Genomic DNA, 22,517 nt, shown 5'->3' on the forward strand with positions numbered 1-22,517 from the left:
TCACATGTACGTGGGGACTCTGTCCTTCGACCTCCTCCTAGGCGACGTCCACTCGCTGAAGGAGAAGCGCTCCGTCGTCCGCCCGATCGTCGCCGAACTCCAGCGGAAGTACTCCGTGAGCGCGGCCGAGGTGGACCACATGGACCTGCACCGGCGAGCCCTCATCGGCCTCGCCACGGTGTCCGGCGACGCCGCGCACCTCACCGACGTACTGGACCAGTGCGAACGGCTGGTCGCCGCCCGCCCGGAAGTGGAGCTGCTGTCCGTACGACGGCGCTTCCACGGCGACGACGACTGACCGAAGAAACGCGAAGAACGCGAAGAAGAAGAAAGAACGGGAGACGGACCAGTGGCCGACAACGCTCGGGCGAAAAGGCTGGCGGACCTCATCCGTGAGGTGGTGGCCCAGAAGCTGCAGCGTGGGATCAAGGACCCGCGGCTCGGCTCGCACGTCACCATCACGGACACGCGGGTCACGGGTGACCTGCGGGAGGCGACCGTCTTCTACACGGTCTACGGCGACGACGAGGAGCGGGCGGCCGTGGCCGCCGGCCTGGAGAGCGCCAAGGGCATCCTGCGCTCCGAGGTCGGCCGCGCGGCCGGGGTGAAGTTCACGCCGACGCTGACCTTCGTCGCGGACGCCCTGCCGGACACCGCCCGCAACATCGAGGACCTCCTCGACCGGGCCCGGCAGTCCGACGCCCAGGTGCGCGAGGCGTCCTCGGGCGCCGCGTACGCCGGTGGCGCGGACCCGTACCGCAAGCCGGAGTCCGACGACGAGACGGACGACGCCGCAGAATGACCAAGCCCACCCCGCCCGACGGCCTTGTCATCGTGGACAAGCCGTCGGGCTTCACCTCGCACGACGTGGTCGCCAAGATGCGCGGGATCGCCCGGACCCGCCGCGTCGGCCACGCCGGCACGCTCGACCCCATGGCCACCGGTGTCCTCGTCCTCGGTCTGGAGCGCGCCACCAAGCTCCTCGGGCACCTCGCCCTGACCGAGAAGGAGTACCTGGGCACCGTCCGGCTCGGCCAGAACACCCTCACCGACGACGCCGAGGGCGAGATCTCCTCGTCCACGGACGCCTCCAAGGTGACCCGCGAGGCGATCGACGCCGGGATCGCCAAGCTCAGCGGCGACATCATGCAGGTGCCGTCCAAGGTCAGCGCCATCAAGATCGACGGCGTCCGCTCCTACAAGCGGGCCCGTGAGGGCGAGGACTTCGAGATCCCGGCCCGCCCGGTGACCGTCTCCTCCTTCACGGTGTACGACGTCCGCGACGCGGTCGCCGAGGATGGCACCCCCGTACTCGACCTGGTCGTCTCCGTGGTGTGCTCCTCCGGCACCTACATCCGCGCCCTCGCCCGCGACCTGGGCGCCGACCTGGGCGTCGGCGGCCACCTCACGGCGCTGCGCCGGACGCGGGTCGGCCCGTACAAGCTCGACTCCGCGCGGACCCTGGACCAGCTCCAGGCCGAGCTGACCGTGATGCCGGTCGCGGAGGCCGCGTCCGCCGCGTTCCCGCGCTGGGACGTGGACACCAAGCGCGGCAGGCTGCTGCTCAACGGTGTCCGGCTGGAGATGCCCGACGTGTACGCGGGCGCCGGTCCCGTCGCGGTGTTCGACCCCGAGGGCCGCTTCCTCGCGCTGGTCGAGGAACAGAAGGGCAAGGCCAAGAGCCTCGCCGTCTTCGGCTGAGCGGGTCTTTTGCCCGTGGAGCGGCGGTCACGGGGTACGTGCCACATCCGCCGCTCCACGGTCCCCCCTCGGTTCCCCCACCCCTGACCTCTATCCACTCCGCACCGCGTATTCACCCGTCCGGCCGGGCGCTCGGAGTGAACCGGGGGAGCGGAAGGGGGCGCTTTCTCTCCACGCCCTGTTCCGGTGATCATCGCGCGCCTACCGTCGAGGTGAGACGCGGGTGCACGGCTGGGGAGGCAGGACCATGGCGGGAGAGGGGCCGCGAACGGGGAGCGGCGGCGTGGGCGACTTCGCGGACGCCCTGGTGCAGATCCGCGACCTCTCCGGGCGCCTGCGCGGCGTCGGCTTCCTCGCCGACCACCACGGCACCCTGCTCACCAGCCACGAGGCCGTCGACGGCCTGGACCGGCTCCTCCTGCGCGCGGCCGACGACCGCACCCGCGTGGTCGACGCCGAGGCCGTCGTCCCGCTGCCGCGCCACGGGCTCGCGCTCGTCCGCACCGAGAACCTGGGCGTCGCCCCGCTGCCGCTGACCGTGCGCGACCGTATCGAGGCGGGCACCTACGTACGGATCATCGCGGGCGGCCGGCGCGAGGCGCGCGTGCTCACCGCCGCGCCCGCCGCCTACCCGGCCGGCGGCCGCAGCCGGGTGCTGGACGACGCGCTGGAACTCGCGCTCGGCACCGCCGCCCGCGACGCGCTCCGACCCGGCGGGGGCACGACCGGCGGGCCCGTGCTCGACGCCCGTACCGGTGCGGTCCTCGGCGTCCTCGGCGCCTCCCTGCGCGCCGCCGGCCGGGACTCCGGCTTCGCCGCCCCCGTACGCCCCGGCGGCGAGACGGACCCCGCGCTCACCGCGCTGCTCGCCCGCAACGCGGCCACCGTCCCGGCCTACGGCACCGACCTCAACCTCGCCGGTGTCCTCCAGCTCTGCGCCGCCTCCGTCAGCCAGGACGGCCCGCCCGGCACCCTCACCGGACTGACCGGGATCGTCGAACGTGCCTCGGTGGCAAGGGAGTTGGCCGACTTCATGGCGGGGCCGCACCCCGTGCTCGCGCTCACCGGCGACCCCGGCAGCGGCCGTACGACCGAGCTGGCGGCGCTCGCGGCCCGGCGCCGGCGGGGCGACGCCCCGGCTCCCACGCTGTGGCTGCGCGGGGCCGACCTGCGGGGCACCGACGACTCCGTGGCCGACGCCGTCCGCCGCGCGCTGGAGCGGGCCGCGCCCATGGCCGCCGCCTCGGGACCGGCCCGCACCGCCGACCTCGGCGACCTCGACCCCGAACCGCTGGCCGCGCTCGCCGCCCGCGAGGGGCGCCCGCTGCTGATCTGTCTCGACGCCCCCGAGGAGATGCCGCCCGCCCTGCTGCCCGAGTGGGCCACGGGGACCGCCGAGTGGCTGCGCGCCACCGGCGCCCGGCTGGTGCTGGCCTGCGGGGAGGAGTTCTGGGAGACCGCCGCCGAGCAGTTCCCCGCGCGCCTGCGCCTGACCGCGCTCACCCGCCAGGAGGCCCGTACCGCCCGCTCCCGGTACGGCGTCCCCGACGGCGCCCTCACCGACGCCGACGCCCGACATCCGCTGGCCCTACGGCTGCTGTCCGAGGTGCGGGCCGCGCTCCCGGCCCACGCGCCCGTGCGGGCGCCGGACCGGCACGGCGTCCCCGATGCCGACGCCCGGCACCCGCTCGCGCTGCGGCTCCGGTCCGAGCTTCCGGCCGACGCGCCCGTGCGCCCGCACGTCGTCCCCGACGGAGCCCTCACCGACGCCGACACCCGGCCTACGCTCACCCCCCGCCTGCTGTCCGTGCTCCCGGCCGACCCGCCCCCGCGCCCGCTGGACCGGCACGACGTCTTCGCCGCCCACCTCGACCTGACGTGCCTCCGCGTCGCCGAGCGCATCGCCGCCGCCAATGGGCTCGATGACAGTGCCGTACGGCGCCTCGCCACCCGGGTCGCCGGGCAGGTGCACGAGGCCGCCCGGCGGGCGCTCGGGCACGGGCTGGGCCTGCTGGACCGGGAGAGCTTCGCGGCCGTCTTTCCGCACGGGCGTGCTCCGGCCCGGCTCGGCGGGGGCACCGGGTGGGCGTCGGCCGTGCTGGACGAGGGGCTGCTGGTCCGTTCCGGGGGCGGATACCGGTTCGCGCACGAGGAGTTCGCGGACTGGGTGCAGGGCACACATCTCGACCTGGACGAGGCGCTGCACGTCCTGGTCCACCGCCCGCGCGCCGAGCGCCCGGCCGGGGTGATGCCGGTGCCGCACCACCGGATCGGGCCCGTCGTCCAGGCCCTGCTGCTCCTCGGACGCCGTCGTGGACCCCGTCAACTCGCCTTCCGGCTGCGGGAGCTGGCCGACGCCCTCGATCTGGACCCCGGTTCCTGGTGGGCCGCCCGGCTGCTCTCCCGGACCCTGCTGCGCGCCCCGGACGCGCTGCCCTATCGGGAGGAGCTGCGCTTCCTGGCCGACCGGCTCGTGGCCTGGCGGCGCGCGGGGCAGGCGGTGCCCGGGGAGTTCGGGCCCACCTTCTGGACCGCGCTCGCACTGCCCGACGCCGAGCGGTTCGCCCTGCTGCGGCGGCTGGTGCCGGCCGATCCGGCGGTGGCCGAGGGGGCGGGGGAGCGGTACCTGGACGCGGCGGCCCGGCTGCTCGCCGCCGACCCGGCCGCCGGACAGCCGTACCTCACCCGCTGGTTCGAGGACGAGCGCCCGCTGCCCGCCACCCCGCACGCCACCGTGGCCACCGCCGCCCAGGCCCTGCTGCACACCCACCGCTACGGCGCGCTCGACCACCTCACCGAGGCCCTGATCGACAGCGGCCACCGCAGAGCCGTCGAGCTCCTCGCCGTCCTCGCCGAGGACGAGCCCTCCGCCGCCTGCCGCGCCGTCGACCGCTGGGCCCGCGACGAGGACCCCGGCCGCCGGGCCACCGCACTGGTCCTCGCCCGCCGCACCGCGCCCCACACCGGCACCTCCGCCGACCACACCCTGCTGCGCCGCGCCGCCCACGCCCTGCTGGCCCGCCCCGCCGACCGTGCCCTGCACGGCGGCGCGCTCGCCCTGCTGACCGTCGACCCGGTCAGCCGCGACCAGCACCTCCCGCGGGCGCTGCGCCACTTCACGGCCGGCGACCGCGGCCTGCCGCCCAGCGCGCTCCTCCCCGCCCTGGCCACCCACCCCGACACCGTGCTCGACGCCTTCCGCGCCCGGCTGCGCGCCGCCCCCGACCCCGCCGTCACCCTGCGCGCCCTCGCCGACGTCACCGACCCGGCGCTCGCCCGCCGTATCGCCGCCCTGGTCCGGGAGACGGTCGCGCCCCGCGCGGAGGCCGCCCCGTGCGTCGCCGAGTACGTCGACCGCCGCCTCGGCCTCGGCCCCACCGCCCGCACCGAGCTGCTGCCGCTGCTCACCGGGTTGCTCGGCAAGGGCTTCGAGGCGCCCCGCGCCGCCCTGGCCGCCGTCCTCGTCGCCCCCGGCACCCCGGCCACCACCCCGCTGCGCCGCGAACTCCTGGACCTGCTGCTCGCTCACGAACGGGACCCGGACGTTCTGGTCGCGGTCCTGCGCGCGGCCGCCACCCTCCTGGACGGCGACGGCGCGGACCCGGTCGTGGCGGAGGCCCGCGGGCTCGTCCACCGCACCGCCCGGCTCCTCGGCCGTACCGCCGGGGGCGGCGAGCACCGGCTCACCGGCCTGGTCCGGGAGCTGCCCGGGTTCGGCGCCCGGCTCGCCCGCTGGCTTGCGGAGGCGCCGGAGGAGTGGGCCGCCGTCGTCGGCCCCGGTGTCCGGCGCGCGATCGAGGAGCGCGCCGGGACGCCCGTACCCGCGTGAACAGGGGTTTTCGGCGTGCGCCCGGTCACAGGGGGCGTACCGATGCGGAGCCCGGTGACCCGGCATGGCACTCTTGGACCTGCACAAGAGTCAGACACGGACACGGGTTCGAGGAGCGGTCACAGTGCAGCGCTGGCGTGGCTTGGAGGACATCCCTCAGGACTGGGGGCGCAGCGTCGTCACCATCGGGTCCTACGACGGGGTCCACCGCGGCCACCAGTTGATCATCGAGCACGCCGTCGACCGCGCCCGCAAGCTGGGCGTCCCGGCCGTCGTGGTCACCTTCGACCCGCACCCCAGCGAGGTCGTACGGCCCGGCAGCCACCCCCCGCTGCTCGCCCCGCACCCGCGCCGCTGCGAACTGATGGCGGACCTCGGGGTCGACGCGGTGCTCGTGCTGCCCTTCACCACCGAGTTCTCCCAGCTCTCCCCGGCCGACTTCGTCGTCAAGGTGCTGGTCGACAAGCTGCACGCCAAGGCCGTCGTGGAGGGCCCGAACTTCCGCTTCGGCCACCGCGCGGCCGGCACCGTGGACTTCCTCGCCGAGCAGGGCCGGGTCTACGACTTCGAGGTGGAGATCGTCGACCTGTACGTCACCGGCGCGGCGGGCGGCGGCAAGCCGTTCTCCTCCACCCTGACCCGCAACCTGATCGCCGAGGGCGATGTCGCCGGGGCCCGCGAGATCCTGGGCCGCCCGCACCGGGTGGAGGGCGTGGTCGTCCGGGGCGCCCAGCGCGGCCGCGAACTCGGCTTCCCCACCGCCAACGTGGAGACCCTGCCGCACACCGCCATCCCCGCCGACGGCGTCTACGCCGGGTACCTGTACGCCCAGGGCGAGACGATGCCCGCCGCGATCTCGGTCGGCACCAACCCGCAGTTCGACGGCACCGAGCGAACGGTGGAGGCGTACGCCATCGACCGCGTCGGCCTCGACCTGTACGGGATGCACGTCGCCGTGGAGTTCCTCGCCTATGTGCGCGGCCAGGCGAAGTTCGACTCGCTGGACGACCTGCTGGTGCAGATGGGCGCCGACGTGGAGCGGTGCCGGGAGATCGTGGCCGCGGACGCGTAGCGCTTCTCGATGTGAAAGGGCGGCCGGTGCGCTGAGCACCGGCCGCCCTTCGTTAGGTGGGGTTACTGCTGCGGGGGCGCCTGGGGCGGGCCGGGATACGGGTACTGCTGCGGGCCGGGCTGCGGGGGGTACGGCTGGCCCGGCTGCGGTTGCTGCGGCGGGTACGGGTACTGCTGCTGGCCGGGCACGAACGGCTGGGGCTGCTGAGGCGGGTAGGGCTGGCCGGGAGCCTGCTGTCCCGGCATCGGCGGCGCGGCGACCGGCGGCGGGTTGCCGTCCCTGGTCCACAGCCCGTGCGCCTGCTGGTGCCGTACGAAGTCCTCGGCGACCATCGCCGCGAGCGTGAAGTACGCCTCGCGCACCTTGGGGCGCATCATGTCGAGGTTGACCTCGGCACCGGCCGACAGATGCTCGTCGAACGGCACCACGACCACGCCCCGGCAGCGCGTCTCGAAGTGCGACACTATGTCGTCGACCTTGATCATCTTGCCGGTCTCGCGGACCCCGGAGATGACCGTGATCGAGCGGGAGACCAGGTCGGCGTAGCCGTGCGCGGACAGCCAGTCCAGCGTGGTGCTGGCGCTGCTCGCGCCGTCCACCGAGGGCGTGGAGATGATGATGAGCTGGTCGGCGAGGTCCAGCACCCCGCGCATCGCGCTGTAGAGCAGACCGGTGCCGGAGTCGGTCAGGATGACCGGGTACTGGCGGCCGAGCACGTCTATCGCGCGCCGGTAGTCCTCGTCGTTGAACGTGGTCGACACGGCCGGGTCCACGTCGTTGGCGATGATCTCCAGGCCGGACGGCGCCTGCGAGGTGAACCGGCGGATGTCCATGTACGAGTGCAGATGCGGGATCGCCTGCACCAGGTCACGGATGGTCGCGCCGGTCTCCCGGCGCACCCGGCGGCCCAGCGTGCCCGCGTCCGGGTTGGCGTCGATGGCGAGGATCTTGTCCTGGCGCTCCGAGGCCAGGGTGGAACCCAGCGCGGTCGTCGTGGTCGTCTTGCCGACGCCGCCCTTGAGGCTGATCACCGCTATCCGGTAGCAGGACAGCACCGGGGTACGGATCAGCTCCAGCTTGCGCTGCCGCTCCGCCTCCTCCTTCTTGCCGCCCAGCTTGAACCGGGACGCGGCCGCCGCAGGACGCCCGCTGCGCGTCTTCTGCCGCTTGTTGTTCAGCAGACGGTCGGAGGACAGCTCCACGGCCGCGGTGTAACCGAGCGGCGCGGCACCGGGATGCGTGGGCTGCCGCTGGTCGTGCTGCACGGGCTGCGGCCACGCGGCACCGGCCCGGGGGTCTACGGGCGGCTGACCCTCGGGGCCTTGCGGGAAGCCGTAACCGGGCTGCGGTGCAGGGGAGTTGGGCTGCGGGGAGTCGGTCTGCTGCTGGGGGAAGGCGTAGCCGGGGGGCGGGGTGGGGGTGGCCGGTGGCTGCGGGAAGCCGTAACCGGCGGGCGGGCTGGGCGGCTGGGGGGAGTCGGTCTGCTGGCGCGGGAAGGTGGGGCCTGGGGGAGAGGCCGGGGCGGCGGGGGGCTGCTGGGGGAAGCCGTAACCGGGCGCGGAGGCAGCGGTGTTGGGCGGCTGGGGGGAGTTGGTCTGCTGGCGCGGGAAGGTGGGGCCTGGGGGAGAGGCCGGGGCGGTCGGGGGCTGCGGGAAGCCGTAACCGGGCGCGGAGGCAGCGGAGTTGGGCGGCTGAGGGGCGTCGGTCTGCTGGCGCGGGGCGGCGACGCCGGGCGGCGAGGCCGGGGCGGTCGGGGGCTGCCCCTCGGGCCCCTGCGGGAAGCCGTGGCCGGGGGGTGGAGTAGAGGCGGCCGGGGGCTGTGGGAAGCCGTAACCAGCGGGCGCCGCAGGGGGGTTCGTGGGCTGCGGGGAGACGGTCTGCTGGCGCGGGGCGGCGGGGCCGGGCGGCGGGGTGGGTGCCGTCGGCTGCTGCTGTTGCGGGAAGCCGTAACCGGGCTGCGGCGCAGCGGGGTTGGGCTGTGCGGGGAAGCCGTGGCCCGGTGCGGGCGGCTGCTGGGGAGCGTTCTGCTGCTGGGGCGGGAAGCCGTAACCGGGAGGCGGGGTCGGCTGGTTGGGGGCCGACTGGTCCCACGCGGCCGGGGCGGGCTGCGGCGGGGCGGGCGGCTGCTGCGGGGGCGCGGGCGCGTGCGGCGGCTGGCCCGGCATGGGACCGGCCTGCGCGGGCCACTGTGCCGCCGGGGCGGGCGCGGCGGGCTGGTACGACGGGGGCAACGGGGGGACGCCCTGCTGCGGGGCGGGCGGGGGAGTCCAGGCGGCGGGGGTCTCGGCGGCGGGCTCTGTGGCCGGGGCGTCCTCGCGCTCGGCGTCGGCCTCCGGGGCCTCGGCCTCCTGCTCGGGCTCGTCCTCGGTGGGCTCGTCCTGAGCGGACTCCGCCTCGGCCGGGACGTCCTCGTCCTCGGTCTCAGCGGTGGCGCTCGGCTCGTCGTCGCGGTCCTCGGCGGGGGCAGCGGCAACATCCGCGTCCGCACCGGCTGCGTCCGCACTGGCCGCACCCTGCGCGTCCGCACCGGCCGCGTCCGCACCGGCCGCGCCCCCGGCGTCCTCCTCGCCGCTGTCCGCCGCGTCCTCGGCCGCCTCCCGCTCCGCGATCTCCCGCTTCAGCGCGGCGGCGGAGAAGCGCATGGTCGCCCCGGACTCCAAGTCCCCGTTCTCCGGCTCGGGTTCCGGCACGGGCGCCGACGCGTCATCGGCCCCCTGCGCCTCGAACCCCGTCGGAAGCTGCGGCACCGGCACCGGACTGCCGACCGGCGGCGCGGGCGGAGCGGAGGGCGCGGAAGGGGCGTACGGCGCACCGGGCGGCGTCGACGGGAACGGCGGCACCGGAGCAGGCTCACCGGAACCGTGCGTACCCCCACCCGCCGAACCGCCGGAGGCTGACGCGTTCTGCGTGTACCAGGCGGGCGGCGCGTAGTCGATCGTGAACTCGCCCGTGTTCTCGACGGCCGACTCCGCGTCGGGCTGGTCGTCGTCGGGTGTGGCCCAGCCCCCGCGCATACCGTCCCGATCGCTGCTCACAGTTCCTCCTGGTGTGGTCGAGCACTTTCATCGCGTGCCGGGCCGACCGGGCCGTACGACGGTCCGGTCCACCGGTGCTCCCCCCAGGGACGGCGCCCGTCCACAGGTTTCGGCATCGCGCCCGCTCCCAGCCTAATCACCACGAGCCCCACCCCGGCAGGCCCGGTTCACACCCGGAACGCTCACAACGCGAACAAAGCGGACGGAAAAGGTCGGTTCAGTCCATCCGGCGCGGGTTGCCCAGCAGTCCGATCTCGGCGTCGGTGGGCTGCGTCAGCACGTACTGCCGGTCCCGGTCGGTGCACCACAGGGTGACCCCGTCGGGCAGCCCCGGCAGCGACTCGACCTCGGTACGCGACAGCCCCATCGTGCGCCCCAGCTCGGCCGCCTCGTCCGGCGAGACCCGCTGGATGCCGGTGAGCCGCGCCTGGCGCAGCAACCGGGGCGCGACCGGGGAGAGATACGGCAGCAGCGTCACCACCGACTGCCAGGGCCCCGCCGCCACCCGCCCCCGCGGCGGCCGCATCCCGCAGTCCCGCACCACCAGCACCGGCGTGCCCGCGGACGCGCCCTGCGGAGGCACCCGGCCCACCTCGTACACCGAGAGGCCGTTCTGCCCGCCGCCCATGGCGTGCACCATCTGCATCCACGCCTGCGGCCGGCCGGTCTCCACCGCGACCCGCGCGCCCGTGGCCGCCGTGCGCAGCGCCAGCACCTGCGCCGTCCACAGGCCGCCGATCAGCACCACGTCGTACGGGGTCGGCCGGTTGACGCCCAGTACGGCCGGGCGCCCCTCGGTGTCCACGCCGGCCACCACGCCGTCGTCCCCGATGGGCAGCGCCAGCGCGTCCAGTTCGGCGGCGGGCAGCAGGTGCCGGCCGTGCCGGGGGCCGAGCAGCCCGAAGCCCTGCCGCAGCCGCTCCCCGGCCCGGCGCAGCCCCGACCCCGCGCGCGCGGGCGCCTCCGTCGCCTGTGTGCTCGTCATCGCGCGCCTCCCAGCGGCAACGTGGCCAGCATGCCCGGCAGTTGCTCACGGTCCAGCCGGGCGAGACCCGCCCCGGCGTGCCGGGCCGCGCCCTCCAGCGAGCGGCGCGCGGCCACGAGTTCGTCGTCGCTGCGTCCCGTCACCCGCAGGTGACCGGTCAGTGCGACCTCCTGCCGCTCCGCGCGCGCGAGGGTGAGACTGAACGTGGTGGCCAGCGCCGGGGTCGCCGTCACCAGCGCGACGAACTGCGGCAGCGTCTCGCCCCGTTCACCGCCCAGTCGGGGCCAGCGCCGTATCCAGTACGTGGTGTGCCGCCGGTTGTCGCAGCGCCAGCCGCGCCCGGACTCCTCGGTGCGCCGCTCGCGCCGCTCACCGCGCCCGGCCTCGGCCGTGACCAGCGGGTTGGCGGAGGCGGAGGTGGCGAGCGCGCCGATCAGCTCCTCCTCGTCGAGGATGGTCGCCCGCATGCCCGCGCCCGTCAGCCGGCTCGCCAGATGGTCCGCGACCCGCGCCACGCACTTCTGCGCCCCCGCGAGCCCGCCCCCGCGCGCGGCCACGGCCTCCGCGCACAGCTCGGGGTCGAGTTTCAGCGCGATCCAGGTGATCCGGACGGCCGGAGCGCCCGTCTGCTCCTGCAGCGGCAGGTAGTTGGCGACGGCCACGGACTGCTGGGGGAGGTGCAGTGCGGGCGCGGGCTGGGTGTGCAGCACCACCTGGGCGGACTCCAGCCGGATGCCGTCGACCTCCAGGGCGTCCCGCACCAGGGCGAGGGGGAGCGGCTGGCGGTTGCGGTCGGCGCGCAGTGCCGTCGCGTCGGCCTCCACCTGGAGCACGGCGGTGAGGAACGTGCCGTCACCCACCATGCCGACCGGGCGCCGGTCGCGTCCCCCGTACGAGTAGGTCCGCAGCGCGGGCTCGCACTCGAGCGCGGGCACCAGTGCGGGCTCGGTGCCCGGCGGGACGGGGGTGTTCCTGGCGCGCTGTTGACGCGCCCTCAACGCCCGTGCGGTGATCAGCCATTCGGGCAGTGTGCGCCCCCGGCGGCGCACCACCGCGAGCAGCACCAGCGCCAGCGCGACCAGTCCCGCGGGCATCAGCGCGAACGGCGAGATCACCCAGCCGACGACCAGGACGGCGACGGCCAGCTCCAGCAGTACGAGCCGTTGCAGGCGAAACGATCCGACCTGCCCGCTCGTCGTACGGAAGTGGGTTCCGCCGGAAGCGGGCGGAGTCCCCGACTCCGCCTGAGCGCCCCCCGGCTCCGGCTCGGGCGCGCGAGGCTCCTCGGCCCGCGCCCGGCCCCGCAAGCGCGACCGCGTAACGGAAGCCATCACCGAATCCCCCCGTATCACTCACAACTCACAGGTCCCGGCATCCCATTCGGGCCCCTCGAAGGCCCCGGTACCCTACCCGCTCCACCAGCACCGGCGGCCACCATGCATAGTAGAGGGCCGGTCTGACATCGCGGCGCGGGACCGGTGCCCGCCACTGCGACAACGGGGAGAAGCAGGCACTTATGGCATCACGGCGGGATGAACTCAACGCCTACACGTTTGCGAAGAGGCGCACCCTCGCGGCCTTCCTCCAGCCGTCGCCGTCCGGGACCGAGGAGGGCGCCCCCAAGCCGCTGCGTGCCGTCGTACCGACCCTGGTCGCGGGCGCGTTGACGCTGGCCGTGTTCGGCGCCTGGGGCATGTTCCAGCCCAGCGCCCCCTCCGGCTGGGACGAGCCCGGCACCCGCGTCATCGTCGGCAAGCAGTCCACCACCCGGTACGTCGTCCTCAAGACGGGCAAAACCACCCGCCTGCACCCGGTGCTCAACCTCGCCTCCGCCCGCCTGCTGATGAACGACGCCGGCTACCAGGTCATCCAGGTCAGCGACAAGATCCTCGACTCCGGCAAGCTGTCGCGCGGCCCCATCCTCGGCATCCCCTACGCCCCCGACCGGCTCCCCGCCGCCGACGACGCGGGCACCGCCAAGCGCTGGGCCGTGTGCGAACAGCCCGGCGGCAAGGGCGAGACGGTCCAGCAGGCCACCTTCGTCCTCGCCGCGCGCGACGCCCCCAGGACGGACGGCGCCGGCCGCCTCACCGGCGGCGACGTCCTCTACGTCAAGACCCGCACCGGCGCCCGCTACCTCGTCGACGCCCACGGCACCGCGTACGCCCTCACCGGCACCGGGAACGACCCGCTGACCAACGCCCTCGTCGGCACCCGGCAGCCCCAGACGGTCACCAAGGAATGGCTCGCCACCCTCCACCAGGGCGCCCCCATCCGCTTCCCCCGGCTCCCCGCGAACGTCGGCGCCCCCGCCGGTGTGCCCGGCCAGCTCTCCCCCGAGGAGAACAAGGTCGGCATGGTGCTGCGGACCGAGACCGGCGAGGGCACCAAGTACTACGTCGTGCTGCCCGGCAAGGTGCAGCCCGTCAGCGACTTCACCGCCTGGCTGCTCATCACCTCGCCCCAGACCGGCAAGCTCAACATGAACGGCCAGGCCCGCACCGTCGGCCTCCAGGACTTCACCGCCGACCCCGCCCCGTTCGCGGAGCAGCCCGCCAACTGGCCCCAGCAGCGGGCGAGTCAGGTCAACGCCGTCGACTCCGCCTCCGGGCGCGACACCGTGTGCAGCGTGCTCCGCGACGTCTCCGGAGACAACACCACCACCCTGAGCACCTGGGCCGGCAAGGACTACCCCGCCGAGATCACCGCCGACGGCACCAGCACCTACGTCACCCCCGGCACCGGCCTGCTCTACACCCAGAGCCAGGGCACCGCGACCACCGCGGGCGGCCTCTTCCTGGTCACCGACACCGGCCTGCGCTACGCCGTCCAGAACAACGGCGACAGCGACAGCCGCACCTCCGACATCGGCACCCAGGCCAAGAAGTCCTCCGACGGCACCCCCGAGCCCAGCGAGGCCCAGGTCAAGCTCGGCTACGAGAACGTCCGCCCCGCCAAGGTGCCCGCCGACTGGTCCGAACTGCTCGCCAAGGGACCCCGCCTCGACACCAACGGCGCCCGCCAGCCGCAGGGTTCGTGAGCGCGCACCTCCCACGCGACGACAACACGATGAGGAGCGCCGTAGGAGTGCTGCCCGCGAAGGCAACCCTGCTGACCGCCGCCGTACTGCTGACCACCCTCGGCACCGCCCCGCCCGCGCCCGCCCTCCACCTGGACGGCAGCGGCGAATGCACCTTCCCCGCCAAGACCGTCAAGGGCACCCCCTGGTCCCTCCAGCGCGTGCTGCTGGACGAGCTGTGGCGCGGCACCGACAAGGGCAAGGGCGTCCGGGTGGCCGTCATCGACACCGGCGTCGACACCAAGAACCCCCAGCTCACCCCGGCCGTCGACAAGGGGCTCGGCCGCGACTTCCTGACCAAGGGCAAGGGCGCCGACCCCACCGACGACCAGGTCGGCCACGGCACCAAGGTCGCCGGGATCATCGCGGCCCGCCCCCGCGCGGGCACCGGGTTCGTCGGGCTCGCCCCCAACGCCACCATCATCCCGATCCGGCAGAACGACGCGCAGAACAGCGGCGACTCCGACTCGATGGCCAAGGCGATCGACCACGCCGTGGCCAAGGGCGCCGGGGTCATCAACATCTCCCAGGACACCACCAAGCCGCTCTCCGGCACCTCAGCCCTCGCCGGGGCCGTACGCCGGGCCCTCGCGCACGGGGTCGTGGTGGTCGCCTCCGCGGGCAACGACGGCCTGGACGGCAAGGTCAAGAACACCTACCCGGCCGCCTTCCCCGGCGTCCTCGCCGTCGCCTCCTCGGACCGCAACAACGAACGCGCCCCCTTCTCCCAGGCGGGCTCCTTCGTGGGCGTGGCCGCGCCCGGCGTGGACATCCTGTCCACCGTCCCCGGCGGCGGCCAGTGCACCGACAACGGCACCAGCTTCTCCGCGCCCTTCGTCGCGGGCGTCGCGGCCCTCCTCAAGGAGAAGCACCGCGACTGGAGCCCGGCCCAGATCGTCACCCGCATCGAGCAGACCGCCGAACGTTCGGTCAACGGCCACGACAACTTCGTCGGCTGGGGCGTGGTCGACCCCGTTCGCGCCGTCCAGGACTCCGACCTCGCCGCCGCACCGGCCAGCCCGACGCCCGACCCCGGCCTGTCCAAGGCGCCCGTGCCCGACGTGGCGCCCTTCTCGCTCGCCGAGTCCCCCGAGGAGCGCGACCGGCGCTACGCGACCTACGCGCTCGGCATCGCCGTCGTCCTCGTCGCCGTCATCGCGGGCACGGCCATCGTCACGCGCGACCTGCGCCGCCGCCGAAAGGACCCCGCAGCGTGAGCTTCGGCCCGCCTCCGTCCGTCTGCACCGGGTCCGCCCGGTCGGCGGACCGGACCCGGGCCAGACACCGCAGACGCCTGCTGGGCGGAGCGGCGGCGGTCGTGGTCCGTTCTTCGGCGTGCTCGACAAGTGCCCCGGCCTGGTCGTCGGCCGGGACTGGCTCTACGTCATGTCCAAGGAGAGCGACGAGATCGACGAGCCCGCCAACCGTGTCGTCGCCTTCGACATCCAAAAGGGCACCATGGCGGGCAAGTCCGAGGGACGGCCCTTCCAGAACGTGGTCCCGCTGAAGCACTGAAGAGGACGCGAGAAGGCCGGGAGGGCCCCACTGGAACCCTCCCGGCCTTCTCGCTCTTCTTGGGCCCCTACTCGGAAGCGGCGTTCCGCTCCTTCTCGGCCTCCTCGATGGCGATGAGGCCGCCGTTGCGCTCGGTGGGCGTCAGGTCGAACTCCCCGTCGCGGGCGCCGAGTACGAAGGCGTGCCACTCGGCGGCGGTGTAGCGCAGTACGGTCTCGGGTTCGAGCGAGGACCGCATGGCCACGGCGCCGTCGGGGAGATGGGCGATCTCTACCCGCTCCTCGTGCTCCTCGGCGCCGGGCGCGCAGTGCCAGGTGACACCGGAGATGTCGAGGGCGTACAGCTCGTCGCGCTCACGATCCTTGCGCGCCTTCATCTCCTCAGCCGTCTCCGTCATGACGAGGCGACCCCTTTCCCACGTTTGAACGCTCTGTGCCGACAGTAGCCGTCACGGTACCCGTAGCCGGAACTCCCGTATGTTGACTTTGCAGTTGGAAGGGCCACTCGGAATGACTAGAGTGGCTCCGGGTGCCACGACTGTGGTACCGCACGGGGGCGGTGCGACGCTGCGGCCACGCGGCGCGTGAACACGCAGCAGGGCTTGCCCGCCAGGAGGGCCGGGACATCGGTTCCGGCGGACCCGTCGCGGTGGTGAAGGTCACCGTCGCAGCAAGAGGAGGGCAAGAACGTATGGCTTCGGGCGTTGACCTCAGCGCACACGCGCTCACCGGACTCGCGAACGACATCCGGGACTTCCACCACACGGTGAGCGAGCGCGTGACGTCCCTCAACCGGGTCGTCGACATGATCCAGGCCGGCTGGAAGGGCGCGGCGGGCAAGGAGTTCGACACCGTCCAGCAGGGTGTGAACAAGAACCTCAAGAAGCTCCAGGACGACCTCGTCGACCTGGAGGAGGCGATGCGGGCGAGCGTCGGCGGCTTCACCGACCAGGAGCAGGAGCGGATCTCCGACATCCGCAAGGTCGACAACTCCTACGAGGTCAAGAGCCGCATCACGGACCTCGCCTGATTTCCGCCGCATCCACGAGGGAGTAACGCATCATGACCCACTCAGCAGACCGCACCGCAGTCAATTACGACACCGTCACCCAGGCCGCCAGCGACGTCCGCAACACGGCCAAGAACCTGTCCGAACAGCTCGAGACCCTCATGCGCCGCGTGAAGGCCGTCGCCGAGACCTGGGAGGGCGAGGCGAAGATCGCCTACGCCGACATCCAGCGCGACAGCAGCGAGCAGATGGACCAGATGACCCACAAACTCGCCCGCATCGCCAAGCTCCTCGACGACTCCGTCGTCGGCTACCAGGACACGGACCAGGGGAACGCGGCCCGGTTCCGGATGCTGATGGGCTGAGCTTGAGTCTTTGAGGGGGCGCCACGCAAGCCGCGTGGCGCCCCTTCGGAGTATCACCCGAAAGAGGCAGGCTCAGCGTGGACCGTAGAGCCCTGAGACCGCTCGTGGCGGACTCGGGGAGAGATCGGTCCCCTGGCAGCCGAGCTGCCGGGCCATCTTCAGCGCGGCAGTGTTCGCCACCAGCATCTGGGCGTCGACCTCACTCTTGCCCGACAGCTTGACCTTGCTCTCCCGTTCCAGACGCGCGTTGATGATGACGCTCTTCGCGGGCTTCGTCATCCGGCAACGGAAATAGATGGAGACCACCCGGTGCAAGGACGCCGCCGAGGCTCCGGTCCGGTAATACGTGTAATCCTTGAAGTACTCGGGCTGCGGCTTCAGGATGACCAGGGCCTCCCTGAAGTACAGAGTGACGAGCGGATCACCGCCCTCGGGCGCCCTCAGAAGACATTCGGGTACTTCCGCCCAGTCGTCGTCAGGGCTGAACTTGCCGTCCGCGGCGCGCAGTGTCGCGACCGCTTCCTTCGGTTCGGACAAGTCTTCGTTGAAGCGCTCGGTACCGGCCAGCTTCGCCAGCGCCGATGCCACGGCAGGCGTTCGGGCAAACCGTCCGCACACCTCGTCGGCCCGGACTCCCGCGTCCTCGCCACCGGCGCCGCATGACGCGATCGTCGCCGCCAGAGCGACAGCCAGGGCTACGGAGCGGAAGACACGCAACTCTACGTCCACTTGACGGGCCCCAAGCGCTCCGCGTCCTCGCAATGGGCTCCCGACTGCGCATGGGTGGCGAGCGCGCGGGCCACCTGGGCGGCATCGGACCGGTTGGTGTCCGCGTCGCCTCCTCGGTCGAGCTTCGTGACTTCAACACTGAGGTTGGGCTTGACGGTCAGCTTGGAACCGACGGGCTTGCACGGCAGATAGACGGCGGCAGAGAAGGGCGAGGCCACGCCTCTACCGACCTCCGGACACGTGCCGTCCGCCGAGATCCTCTGCTCGGTCCCGTCAGGAGCCAGAAAGTAGCCGGCGGTGCCAGCGACCACCAGAGCCAGTGCCGCCGCGGCGGCGAGATGTGCTGCTGTGAATTGCCTGGGCATGAAAAACGGTCCTGCCTTCAGGTCGCGCTACTGGCCACTGCAGGAACCGCGCTCATTCAGTTACTTGTTTCATGTTCAAGTCTGAGCTCTGCTGGCAAGAAAGCTGCTTCGCAAGCCGGTAGGAGACCTCGTTGAGCAACTGCATGTTCCCCTTGTATGAGACCTCACCACGGCTTGCCGGCGCATAGCGAAACTCCGTCTTGATGACCGGCGCGCGGTCCGGGCCCACGCCCTCTTGAGCACACACGAAGTACAACTGGGCACCCAAGGATGACGCTTCGCCTCGCAACCCGACTTTGAAGGACATGTTTCCTCGGAGGCGCTCATCCGGCGCGTCAGGTAGTGCGTTAAGTACTCTGGCGTACAAACCAATACGTTGCCTGTTTTTCACCTTCTCAGGTTCAATGGAGCACAATAGGTGCTCCTTCTCGCCGTTGCTCTTCTTGACTTCTTCCGCGATGCCAGAGGGCAGAGCCGAACTGCCCCGCTTGGGCTCGCTGGAGAAACTGTCGGTTCCAGCGACAGCCCTCAGAGTCTTAGCCGCCGAGTCGGATAGACCCCCACAAACCTCATGGGAAGTCAGGTAATTTTCTCGTGGCGTCTCGTCCGCACTGCCGCTACACCCGGCAAGCGGGAAGAGCGCACCCCCGAGTGCGACAAGAAGCACTTTGTGGGGGAGGGTACTGTGTCGCTTCGGCATGCGTCAGTCCGTATCCGTCTCGTCGCCCTCGCCCAGCCCAAAGTTGTACCCCTGCTCCATGCGGTCCTTGGTAGCGAGATACCAGTCTGAATTCTTCAAATCGGGATGCGTGCTCAGGTACACGGAGAGAGGCGTCATAGCGCGGTATTGCGCCTTCTCTGTGAAGTCTTGCTTTGTTCGCACCTCTTGCCGATCGAGGTTGTCGTTGTACGTGTCCTCCTGGCGGCGCACTTCCTGGTCGATCGCCACGCTCGCATGTGTTTCCAAAGCACCCCCAATCCCTTCCACCAGCGACGGCACAACGAAGGAAACGGCCCGTCCAGCCGTTTCCAAGGGGAGGGTTGCAAGCGAAACACCTGTGTTGATGGATTGGCTCGCGCTGTATTTCTTCCACTCGGCTGCGTCACTGAGCGCATCACTGTAGTCGTCGCTCTTGTCGGTAAACGTGTCGTTGATTCCCGTGACCCGAGCTTGGTCAAGTGCACCGGACACCTTGGCGCCAGTCCCCAAAATAGCAGCCAGTTCGTTGCCCGGATGCGGATGTGCCTTCAGGCCACCGATGGTGAACTCTTGCTGTGCCGACGAAAGAATGTCGTAGGAGACCTTGTGCTGCCCAAGAGTGCTGAGGAAGCTGAGCGCTGACTGGTGAGTGAGATTCAGATGTCCCTCCCCGCGATGATTGAACGCAGCATCGCTGAGCGGGCGATACTCAGACTGATCGCCAAAGTTGGAAAGAGACCAGTTGAGATCGTCGATGTAGGCCGACCCCATGATTCCTAGGCTGTCGCCCATACCGGGCCGGTCCTTGATGTAATGAGGGTCCTGCATGACTGTAGTCACGACTTGTTCCATGATGTTGGCTGTTTTATTGTCCCTGTTCACTTCTCCGTTCATTTGATCGTAGGGCACCCCGAGCGTGGCGGACTGGAGGGCATGGCCCAGTTCGTCATATCCAAAGCCGCGATCGCCATCAGCACTGGAATTTGCGTTGAACCACTCCCGACCCTTGAGGAGATATTGGAGGTCGGGATCAACGTCGTTCTTTCCCGCAGCCCACTCCTTGGAGTAGAAGAAATCTTGGGATGCCTGCGGGTTATGCCCCAGAGCCTCCATGTATCCGGCCATCGGATCTTGGCCGTAGTCGTTTCCGGAGCCAAAATTCAGGTACGGGAACTCATCCCCCTCGGCTCGCCAAAGTTCAGCAGGCTTCTCCCCCTTGTGGGATTTCTCGAAATCAATGATTCCATGACCGTAGTCGTTCAGAAACTTTGCGTCGTAGTCTCCGTACCGCATGAGGCTACTCATGACCTGGAACCCGTACGGCCCCTTGTAGGGGGTGACGCTCTTCAGGTCGGGATATTCGACCTGAGTGCCTCCAAGTGAAACAACTTCCTTCTTCCACTCGTCCATCGCCTTGCTGTGCGAGTGCGAGGCTGTAGCCAGTGTGTATCCCAGGGACTTTTGGATCTCGGCAGACGCCTTCGTTTGTGCATCACCGAATTGTTGCCGATCAGCGATGCGAGTCCATAGCTCAATCGTCCCCTTCCCGCCCATATGTGTGGCAAAGCGTTCAGCGAATTGGGGATCACCTTCGTGACTGCGAAGGAGAGCGTTGACCCGGCGCAACATTTCAGGGTCAAGTTGATCATTAGCGCCGGCCAGGGCCAGCTTGCTGTTACGGCCGGTGAGCTTCTCTAGTTCTTCGAGGTCGCGATCTGCCTGTTCTCGTCCTTTCTTGGCATCGGCGATGCTGTGGTATGACGAGGAGTCAAATCCCTTCCCTCGCCCGTTATGGTCCTGGCTCAGCGCCCAAGCAAGGGTCGTGTCAGCTTCTTGTGCGGCCGAGAGGTGGCTGCGGATGCTGGCTCGGTACGCATGGATGGTCTCCTGGTACCCCTTGTTGATAAAAGCAGCGTTTTCGGTTCCCTCCGGAGGGTCGAAATATACTTCTCCGTCAGGTTTGATGGAAAGGTATTTGTCCGCTTCGATGTCGTGCTTCATGCTCCGCAGCTTGGACTGCGAGGAAGTGAAAATCTCGTAGGCATCGTCCAGCAGCTTGTAGAGGTCTTCAGCCTCATCGGCAGCAGCGTCCATTTGCTTGCCCACGAATCCGAACTTTTCAACCGCTGCGCTGGCCGCCTCACCGTCCCAGTCCGACCCTTGGAGGTCCTTTTCGACGGTGCTACGGAAACTAGCTCGAGAGTGCCGGAACTTCTCTGGAGCCTTCTTCCAGCTTGCCACGACTTCCGACAGCTCCGTGAGATCTGCCTCGAGGAGCGTCTTGAAATCCAGCACCATTCCAGCCTTCTATCGGAGAGTCACGCGCTCACTGGCGTGCCGATTCTTCTCTTTCTGCTCGCGCGCGGCATAATCTTGCGCACTGGCGCGCAGAGAGCCTGCGACATCTTTCTCGAGCAGCCCCTGAACATATTTCATCTGCTCACGCCAACGCCCCATAAAAGTGGAAAAAGATGCTCCGCACGCGAACCCCTTAAGGGATGGACCCACCTCGCGGGTATCCTTCATGGCCGAATCGTCCGCTTCGGTGAAATCCCTGCGTACAGAGTCCGCGTTCTTGGCCCGATTGTTGAGCAGGCTGGATGTGACAACCAGCTTCTTCCCGGAGGCGTCCCCGCCCGCATCTGCGGGGACATGGTTCAACTGCGTGCTGCTGTGCTGTCGGGCGGCAGCAGTGGTCCGTGCGTGGCCCCACATCTCATCGAACGACATGGACGTCTTCTCTTTCCGCGGACGGGATGAGCGAGGGGGTTGTTGACACCGGCTCGCTCACGGGTTGTGCTCCGTGCTGTGGCGTGGGTCCGCCGGGGCGGGGACGTACGGGGGATAGGCGGGCGGCGGCGGTGCCACGGGCGTCCGGCGCCGGGAGCGCAGCACACCGACGGCGACCACCGCACCGATGAGCAGCGCGGCCGCTATGCCTACGCCGGCCCAGAGATGGGCATTTCCGCCCTCACTCGATTTCGGCGCCGCCTTCTCTTGCTTAGCGGGCGCCGTGGGTTTCGGCGCCTTGGAGGAGGGGGACTTGGCGGCGGCTGCGGCCAGGTCGGGGAGGGGGTAGACGTCGGCCGGGCCGGGGTCACCGGGATCCAGTAGTGCGGCCCGCGTACGGATACCGCCGTAGCCGATGAGGTCATTCCGCTTTGATCCGTCTGCCGGCTTGCCAAGCGTGTTCAGCATGACGCGAAGTACTTGGTTGTTGGTCCATTCCCGGTGCTTGGACCAGATCAAGGCGGCGGAGGCCGAGGCGATGGCAGTGGCCTCACTGGTGCCTTGAGACTTGCAGATCTCGGACCCTCCGAGGCATGCGTGAACCATGTCGATGCCCGGAGCTACCATGTCGACTTCTGGCCCAGATTGGGAGAATTCGCCGACCTTGGCGCTTTTGTCGGCGGCTGCGACGCCCACGACGCCCGGCGTGGATGCGGGGAACTCAGGACGATTGGCCTTCTTGCCGCTGTTGCCGACGGCCGCGAAGAGCAGCTTCCCCTTGGAGAGCGCGTACTTGACTGCCGAGGCAAGCTCCGGGGTTCCCACGTCCTGGCGACCAGGAGAGTTGTCGCTGCCCAAGGACATGTTGATGATCTGCGCCTTGGAATCAGCGGCATACCGAATGGATTCGGACAGCGCTCGCGAGAACTCCTTGTGACTGTCCACCTGACCGAACTGATCGCTGGAATAACGCATCCGGATGGGCAGGATCTTGGCACCTGGGGCCAGACCATACGATCCGTTTTGCGGACCTCGTCTCCCTGTCCCAGCTATGAGTGCGGCCATGTCGGTGCCGTGGCCCGCGATATCCGTATGTTCATCGCCGTGCTGCTCGGAGAAGTCCTTTCCGTCGAGGACCTGACCCTTGAGGTCCGCGAGGGAGTCGTCGACCCCTGAGTCGATGACAGCAACGGTTATCCCCTCGCCCGTGCTTACCTTCCACATCTCGGGTGCGTCCATCGCGTCCAGATGCCACTGCTGAGCCCGGACGGTCTGTGCGTGAGCCGGGGAGGCCGCGACAGTGACGAGCGCCAGCCCGAGGAAGGCGGACGCCAGGGATGAAAACCGCAGGCTGTGTCGACCTCTGCTGTGCATGTGCCTTCCTCGGGATTCAGCTTTCATGAC

20 protein-coding genes are annotated in these 22,517 nt (G+C 70.6%); 10 read left to right on the forward strand and 10 right to left on the reverse strand.

Features of this window, described 5'->3' with window-relative positions; genetic code table 11:
• The first annotated feature begins 4 nt into the window (after nt 1-4).
• The 5 genes from E5083_RS30705 (at nt 5) to E5083_RS30725 (ending at nt 6,602) form a co-directional block, all read left to right on the forward strand.
• A complete protein-coding gene (locus E5083_RS30705; protein WP_030817206.1) occupies nt 5-298 on the forward strand; it encodes a DUF503 domain-containing protein in 294 nt (97 codons plus the stop codon).
• Nucleotides 299-349: 51 nt separating this feature from the next.
• On the forward strand, nt 350-802 hold the full coding sequence (gene rbfA / locus E5083_RS30710) for a 30S ribosome-binding factor RbfA (RefSeq protein WP_031183495.1): 453 nt from the start codon (nt 350-352) through the stop codon (nt 800-802).
• Nucleotides 799-1,701 (forward strand): tRNA pseudouridine(55) synthase TruB, encoded by a 903-nt coding sequence (gene truB / locus E5083_RS30715; protein WP_135788955.1) that lies wholly within the window; start codon nt 799-801, stop codon nt 1,699-1,701. The genes rbfA and truB overlap by 4 nt, the downstream gene beginning before the upstream one ends.
• A 247-nt stretch (nt 1,702-1,948) precedes the next feature.
• Nucleotides 1,949-5,530, forward strand: a complete 3,582-nt coding sequence (locus E5083_RS30720; RefSeq protein ID WP_135788956.1) for a trypsin-like peptidase domain-containing protein — start codon at nt 1,949-1,951, stop codon at nt 5,528-5,530.
• Between the two features lie 124 nt (nt 5,531-5,654).
• Nucleotides 5,655-6,602 (forward strand): bifunctional riboflavin kinase/FAD synthetase, encoded by a 948-nt coding sequence (locus E5083_RS30725; RefSeq protein WP_135788957.1) that lies wholly within the window; start codon nt 5,655-5,657, stop codon nt 6,600-6,602.
• Between the two features lie 62 nt (nt 6,603-6,664).
• Here E5083_RS30725 and E5083_RS30730 read toward each other — a convergent pair whose 3' ends face one another.
• The 3 genes from E5083_RS30730 to eccE all read right to left on the reverse strand — a co-directional run bounded on the left by E5083_RS30730 (nt 6,665) and on the right by eccE (nt 11,953).
• Entirely contained in the window at nt 6,665-9,637 is a 2,973-nt protein-coding gene (locus E5083_RS30730; RefSeq protein WP_135788958.1) for an SCO5717 family growth-regulating ATPase, read from the reverse strand.
• 217 nt (nt 9,638-9,854) lie between these two features.
• Nucleotides 9,855-10,622, reverse strand: a complete 768-nt coding sequence (locus E5083_RS30735; protein ID WP_135788959.1) for a hypothetical protein — start codon at nt 10,620-10,622, stop codon at nt 9,855-9,857.
• The gene (eccE, locus tag E5083_RS30740) at nt 10,619-11,953 is read right to left on the reverse strand and encodes a type VII secretion protein EccE (protein WP_135788960.1); all 1,335 of its coding nucleotides are present in this window, start codon (nt 11,951-11,953) and stop codon (nt 10,619-10,621) included. Before eccE ends, E5083_RS30735 begins: the two co-directional genes overlap by 4 nt.
• 185 nt (nt 11,954-12,138) lie before the next feature.
• Between eccE and eccB the strand changes: the two genes are divergently transcribed.
• The 3 genes from eccB (at nt 12,139) to E5083_RS30755 (ending at nt 15,216) form a co-directional block, all read left to right on the forward strand.
• The gene (eccB, locus tag E5083_RS30745) at nt 12,139-13,662 is read left to right on the forward strand and encodes a type VII secretion protein EccB (RefSeq protein ID WP_135788961.1); all 1,524 of its coding nucleotides are present in this window, start codon (nt 12,139-12,141) and stop codon (nt 13,660-13,662) included.
• Nucleotides 13,663-13,691: 29 nt separating this feature from the next.
• Nucleotides 13,692-14,918 carry a type VII secretion-associated serine protease mycosin gene (mycP, locus tag E5083_RS30750; protein WP_135788962.1) on the forward strand — a complete coding sequence of 409 codons (1,227 nt, stop codon included), beginning with the start codon at nt 13,692-13,694 and terminating at the stop codon, nt 14,916-14,918.
• Nucleotides 14,919-15,036: 118 nt separating this feature from the next.
• Nucleotides 15,037-15,216 carry a hypothetical protein gene (locus E5083_RS30755; RefSeq protein WP_135788963.1) on the forward strand — a complete coding sequence of 60 codons (180 nt, stop codon included), beginning with the start codon at nt 15,037-15,039 and terminating at the stop codon, nt 15,214-15,216.
• Nucleotides 15,217-15,283: 67 nt separating this feature from the next.
• On the opposite strand, the gene E5083_RS30760 is transcribed toward E5083_RS30755, so the two are convergent.
• Nucleotides 15,284-15,613 (reverse strand): DUF397 domain-containing protein, encoded by a 330-nt coding sequence (locus tag E5083_RS30760; protein WP_135788964.1) that lies wholly within the window; start codon nt 15,611-15,613, stop codon nt 15,284-15,286.
• Between the two features lie 293 nt (nt 15,614-15,906).
• Here E5083_RS30760 and E5083_RS30765 point away from each other — a divergent pair, with 293 nt between their 5' ends.
• Both E5083_RS30765 and E5083_RS30770 read left to right on the forward strand, forming a co-directional pair.
• Nucleotides 15,907-16,245 (forward strand): WXG100 family type VII secretion target, encoded by a 339-nt coding sequence (locus E5083_RS30765; RefSeq protein WP_135788965.1) that lies wholly within the window; start codon nt 15,907-15,909, stop codon nt 16,243-16,245.
• Nucleotides 16,246-16,277: 32 nt separating this feature from the next.
• Entirely contained in the window at nt 16,278-16,589 is a 312-nt protein-coding gene (locus E5083_RS30770; protein WP_135788966.1) for a WXG100 family type VII secretion target, read from the forward strand.
• Between the two features lie 72 nt (nt 16,590-16,661).
• Here E5083_RS30770 and E5083_RS30775 read toward each other — a convergent pair whose 3' ends face one another.
• From E5083_RS30775 to mycP (E5083_RS30800), 6 genes are all read right to left on the reverse strand, one after another.
• On the reverse strand, nt 16,662-17,318 hold the full coding sequence (locus tag E5083_RS30775) for a hypothetical protein (protein ID WP_135788967.1): 657 nt from the start codon (nt 17,316-17,318) through the stop codon (nt 16,662-16,664).
• A complete protein-coding gene (locus tag E5083_RS30780; RefSeq protein WP_135788968.1) occupies nt 17,309-17,683 on the reverse strand; it encodes a hypothetical protein in 375 nt (124 codons plus the stop codon). Before E5083_RS30780 ends, E5083_RS30775 begins: the two co-directional genes overlap by 10 nt.
• 52 nt (nt 17,684-17,735) lie before the next feature.
• Nucleotides 17,736-17,990 carry a hypothetical protein gene (locus E5083_RS30785; RefSeq protein WP_135788969.1) on the reverse strand — a complete coding sequence of 85 codons (255 nt, stop codon included), beginning with the start codon at nt 17,988-17,990 and terminating at the stop codon, nt 17,736-17,738.
• Between the two features lie 396 nt (nt 17,991-18,386).
• Nucleotides 18,387-20,681: a hypothetical protein gene (locus E5083_RS30790; RefSeq protein WP_135788970.1), complete on the reverse strand. Its 2,295-nt coding sequence runs from the start codon at nt 20,679-20,681 to the stop codon at nt 18,387-18,389.
• 9 nt (nt 20,682-20,690) lie between these two features.
• Nucleotides 20,691-21,113: a hypothetical protein gene (locus tag E5083_RS30795; RefSeq protein ID WP_135788971.1), complete on the reverse strand. Its 423-nt coding sequence runs from the start codon at nt 21,111-21,113 to the stop codon at nt 20,691-20,693.
• Nucleotides 21,114-21,170: 57 nt separating this feature from the next.
• A complete protein-coding gene (gene mycP / locus E5083_RS30800; protein ID WP_135788972.1) occupies nt 21,171-22,487 on the reverse strand; it encodes a type VII secretion-associated serine protease mycosin in 1,317 nt (438 codons plus the stop codon).
• Nucleotides 22,488-22,517 lie beyond the last annotated feature (30 nt).

Source organism: Streptomyces bauhiniae (assembly GCF_004784475.1).
GTDB lineage: Bacteria > Actinomycetota > Actinomycetes > Streptomycetales > Streptomycetaceae > Streptomyces > Streptomyces seoulensis.

Excerpts from the sequence above, each read along its gene's own strand:
- E5083_RS30705 (WP_030817206.1), top strand. The coding sequence starts at position 5 with ATGTACGTGGGGACTCTGTCCTTCGACCTCCTCCTAGGCGACGTCCAC.
- truB (WP_135788955.1), top strand. The coding sequence starts at position 799 with ATGACCAAGCCCACCCCGCCCGACGGCCTTGTCATCGTGGACAAGCCG.
- E5083_RS30720 (WP_135788956.1), top strand. The coding sequence starts at position 1,949 with ATGGCGGGAGAGGGGCCGCGAACGGGGAGCGGCGGCGTGGGCGACTTC.
- E5083_RS30735 (WP_135788959.1), bottom strand. The coding sequence starts at position 10,622 with ATGACGAGCACACAGGCGACGGAGGCGCCCGCGCGCGCGGGGTCGGGG.
- eccE (WP_135788960.1), bottom strand. The coding sequence starts at position 11,953 with ATGGCTTCCGTTACGCGGTCGCGCTTGCGGGGCCGGGCGCGGGCCGAG.
- eccB (WP_135788961.1), top strand. The coding sequence starts at position 12,139 with ATGGCATCACGGCGGGATGAACTCAACGCCTACACGTTTGCGAAGAGG.
- mycP (WP_135788962.1), top strand. The coding sequence starts at position 13,692 with ATGAGGAGCGCCGTAGGAGTGCTGCCCGCGAAGGCAACCCTGCTGACC.
- E5083_RS30760 (WP_135788964.1), bottom strand. The coding sequence starts at position 15,613 with ATGACGGAGACGGCTGAGGAGATGAAGGCGCGCAAGGATCGTGAGCGC.
- E5083_RS30765 (WP_135788965.1), top strand. The coding sequence starts at position 15,907 with ATGGCTTCGGGCGTTGACCTCAGCGCACACGCGCTCACCGGACTCGCG.
- E5083_RS30770 (WP_135788966.1), top strand. The coding sequence starts at position 16,278 with ATGACCCACTCAGCAGACCGCACCGCAGTCAATTACGACACCGTCACC.
- E5083_RS30780 (WP_135788968.1), bottom strand. The coding sequence starts at position 17,683 with ATGCCCAGGCAATTCACAGCAGCACATCTCGCCGCCGCGGCGGCACTG.
- E5083_RS30785 (WP_135788969.1), bottom strand. The coding sequence starts at position 17,990 with ATGTCCTTCAAAGTCGGGTTGCGAGGCGAAGCGTCATCCTTGGGTGCC.
- E5083_RS30790 (WP_135788970.1), bottom strand. The coding sequence starts at position 20,681 with ATGGTGCTGGATTTCAAGACGCTCCTCGAGGCAGATCTCACGGAGCTG.
- E5083_RS30795 (WP_135788971.1), bottom strand. The coding sequence starts at position 21,113 with ATGTCGTTCGATGAGATGTGGGGCCACGCACGGACCACTGCTGCCGCC.
- mycP (WP_135788972.1), bottom strand. The coding sequence starts at position 22,487 with ATGCACAGCAGAGGTCGACACAGCCTGCGGTTTTCATCCCTGGCGTCC.